This window comes from Anabaena sp. CA = ATCC 33047, assembly GCF_963870205.1.
Taxonomy (GTDB): Bacteria; Cyanobacteriota; Cyanobacteriia; order Cyanobacteriales; family Nostocaceae; genus Trichormus.
On record NZ_CAWMSA010000036.1, the window covers coordinates 42,467 to 45,855 of the forward strand.

Below are 3,389 nucleotides of genomic sequence, written 5' to 3' on the forward strand. Positions count from 1 at the left end.
GTCTTTGGATATAACGGGGACTTTCAGGATTATAAGGGCTAGCTATCCGGTCAACAGTCATAATTGTTGCCTCATCTGGGATGACTGCCACTTCAGGATCGAAAGCAGTTGGACGCATCAAAGAACTAGAAAAACCTTTGAAAATCGCTACCTTATCTTGCTCTTCGCCGATTTCCACTGTCACCAGTAGGACTTCTTGAGGGCGTTTAATGGTGTATTGTTCTAGTCGCTTGCCTATGGAACTCATCTTAGAAACTTGAAATTTATAATTGCAGCGCAGCGACAGTTTACTGTTGTGTAGCCGAGCGTCCCTGCTTACCCAGCTTCACAAGGATAAAGTAGCTTAAATAAACCACATAAATTACTAAGCCGACTATACCCAAAAAGCCTAACATTGCGTGTTTACTATTGTGATGGAAATACTCTTTAAATAACAATGGAGCCTCAAACCAGACAAGACACTCAGGAGTTTTGCTCACATCGCTCGAAAAGGCACAACCCACAAAAGGCACAAAAGCTATTGCACCTAAGATACAATAAACAGTGACAGCCCAACGCCAAGATGTCAAAGTTAGTTTTAAAGGGCTACTGGGTAAATACTCAATTTCATCATTGAGATCCACCCAGAACCACAGGGAAATAGGAATGAGAATCAATCCTATCAACCCGGAAATAAAGCTGACTGGGTATTGAGCAATCATCAAATAAACTGTAATAGCTAGTAAGCTAGAAACTCGCCAATAAATAGTTAACAGCCGTTGTATGGCTTCAGATTTCTGCACATAAGCCCAAATCAAGAGAATTAGGGGAATTAACATGAGGAATAATACTGCCAGTCGGTAGTCTATCCAAACCCACTGGCGAAACCAAACTTCATTTTGCATAATTCTTGTCAAACTTTAAATATATATATTTACACTGATAATTTTCACGCCATACCTAGACTTTGTGGGATTTTATATCATGTCCGTTTGAATAGTTATCATATCTGTTGGGGTAGGGAACAGGGAACAGGGAACAGGGAACAGGGAACAAGAAAAGATCAGCATCGAAAACTTATCATCAGTAATTAGCCGGACATGATATTAAGTGGTGTGGGAGTAGCGTCATTGTTATGGGCGTTACATCCGTCGCCATCATTATTATCCAGTTGACCTGTTTTGGGGAGAAAAAAACAAGCAACTTGCAGAGTTTGAACATGAATATTTTCCATCCACTGTAGCAAATTTTGGTAGATTTGCTTCATCTACAGCTTTCGCTATCAACAACTCGTGACGCTTAAACAAGCCCTCATTTTGTTGGTGGGTGGTGCTGAGTTTTGTGAGCCTAGCGGGGTTTTAGCCCGTGCTGAGTACAAATCCCAGTCAAAATTACCCTGTCAAAAGTTCCCAATTCCACAGGTGGGAGTGAGATTTAGTAGAGGTTTAGCGTACACAGAGCTAGGTGAAAAATATTTGTCAACAACCTCTGGTTGCTTGTGTTTTAGCTCAAAAAAAGTCTAGATTGACTTTTTATTCATCGTAAACACGACATTCAGCTGCTTCTGGGTTGTCATCGCAGTATTGTTCTAAGGAATTTTTGGGCTTGTTTTGGCGTTGGTGTGAGGCTTCAGCTTGCAATTCTTCAACTGCATCCCAAGCCGCAGCACACTCGGCTGAGTTGCTACCTGAGACATCACAGACAGCACGGGCTTGTTCTACTTCTGCTTGGATTTGGTCTTGTAAGTTTTGTGGTTGAGTATCGGTCATAGCTTTAGTCTCGTTGTGTGATGTTAGTACCAGTACAGAAAAGTTTCAAAAATTGCTAATCTTTTATGGAATCAATCACCATTTTACCGAATAAGCTGAATTAACTAATGTTGCAGCTTGAGGTATTGATAACAATTACAACATTCTGTGAAATCTATCCTAGATTCCCATTTATCTTTTAAGATTTTAGAGAGTAATCTCTGAAAAAACGCACGATACACTATATTGAGTGCATCTACTAGGGAATATTATAAAACCTAATACTGACTTTCCGGGGTGAGCAATCCCTGAACTAATGATCAAAACTTTGGTTGACATTTCCCAGGTTCGGAGGATGTGATTTTTCCCAGGAGAGTCATCAACTACCAGCCACAAAAGAAAAAGAAGCCCAAAACTCATGGCAGATCGTATGCAGTGGGCAAATGCCCTATCAACTCGTCCTTCCTTAGAAGCAGCTGTAGCAGAGGTGGTACAACGGGCTGTGTCGTCGTTAACAGCACCTGCGGATTTGGGACTGGTGTTCATTTCTTCGGCTTTTGCCAGTGAGTATTCTAGGGTGTTGCCTTTGTTAGCTGAACAACTGTCTGTACCTGTGCTGATTGGGTGCAGTGGGGGTGGTGTAATTGGGACTGCGGCTAGTGGACAAACCCAAGAATTAGAAGCAGAAGCAGCCTTGAGTTTAACTTTAGCCCACCTACCAGGGGTAGATTTGCAAGTTTTTCATGTTGTGGCGGAAGATTTACCTGATTTGGATAGTTCCCCGGATGCTTGGATTGATTTAGTTGGTGTAGAACCATCGGCAAAACCTCAGTTTATTTTGCTGTCTAGTGCATTTTCTTCAGGAGTTAACGATTTATTACAGGGGTTAGATTTTGCCTATCCTGGCTCAGTCATTTTGGGGGGACAAGCTAGTGCTGGGGGTTTGGGTGGACGTTTGGCTTTATTTTGCCATGATGCTGCCAGCAATCAGCACCAATGCCTTTATCGTGATGGGACTGTGGGTTTGGCTTTGAGTGGCAATATTGTCTTAGACACGATTGTGGCGCAGGGATGCAAACCCATCGGTGAGCCAGTGCAAGTGACTAAGGCGGAACGTAATATCATTCTGGAAATAGATGAGAAAGTACCTTTGATGGTGCTGCGAGATTTGATTGCGAGTTTGAGTGAACAAGAGAGAATGTTGGCACAGCATTCTTTGTTTGTGGGTGTGGCAATGGATGAATTTAAACTATCTTTACAACAAGGGGATTTTTTAATTCGCAGTATTTTAGGGGTAGATCCCACAGGAGGGGCGATCGCTATTGGTGATATTGTCCGCCCCGGCCAACGGTTACAATTCCACTTAAGGGATGCTCAAGCCTCGGCTGAAGATTTGCAATTCCTTCTGGAAAGATATCAACAACAAGGCTCTCCCAATGCTGCTGCTGCCGCTTTAATGTTTTCCTGTGTGGGAAGGGGTGAAGGATTATACGGTAAACCTAATTTTGATTCTGGGTTATTTAAAACTTATCTCCCAGATATTCCCGTTGGTGGCTTCTTTTGCGGTGGCGAAATTGGCCCTGTCGGCGGTAGGACTTTTATACATGGTTACACCTCAGTATTTGGGATTTGTCGAGAATTGGCGGAAGATTAGGGGATGAG

Annotated in this window: 5 protein-coding genes; 1 reads left to right on the plus strand and 4 read right to left on the minus strand. The window is 42.6% G+C overall.

Annotation, left to right across the window (positions count from 1 at the left end; genetic code table 11):
• From AACS98_RS08655 to AACS98_RS08670, 4 genes are all read right to left on the minus strand, one after another.
• On the minus strand, nucleotides 1–247 hold a 247-nt coding region (locus tag AACS98_RS08655), incomplete at its 3' end, for a DUF7734 family protein (protein WP_066378367.1).
• A 40-nt stretch (nucleotides 248–287) separates the two neighbouring features.
• A complete protein-coding gene (locus AACS98_RS08660) occupies nucleotides 288–884 on the minus strand; it encodes a DUF3177 family protein (protein ID WP_066378369.1) in 597 nt (198 codons plus the stop codon).
• Nucleotides 885–1,069: 185 nt separating this feature from the next.
• A complete protein-coding gene (locus AACS98_RS08665) occupies nucleotides 1,070–1,246 on the minus strand; it encodes a hypothetical protein (RefSeq protein ID WP_156481688.1) in 177 nt (58 codons plus the stop codon).
• 265 nt (nucleotides 1,247–1,511) lie between these two features.
• The gene (locus AACS98_RS08670; protein WP_066378373.1) at nucleotides 1,512–1,748 is read right to left on the minus strand and encodes a Calvin cycle protein CP12; all 237 of its coding nucleotides are present in this window, start codon (nucleotides 1,746–1,748) and stop codon (nucleotides 1,512–1,514) included.
• A gap of 397 nt (nucleotides 1,749–2,145) precedes the next feature.
• On the opposite strand from AACS98_RS08670, the gene AACS98_RS08675 reads away from it, so the two are divergent.
• Complete coding sequence (locus AACS98_RS08675) at nucleotides 2,146–3,381, plus strand: FIST signal transduction protein (protein ID WP_066378374.1); 1,236 nt, start codon at nucleotides 2,146–2,148, stop codon at nucleotides 3,379–3,381.
• Nucleotides 3,382–3,389 lie beyond the last annotated feature (8 nt).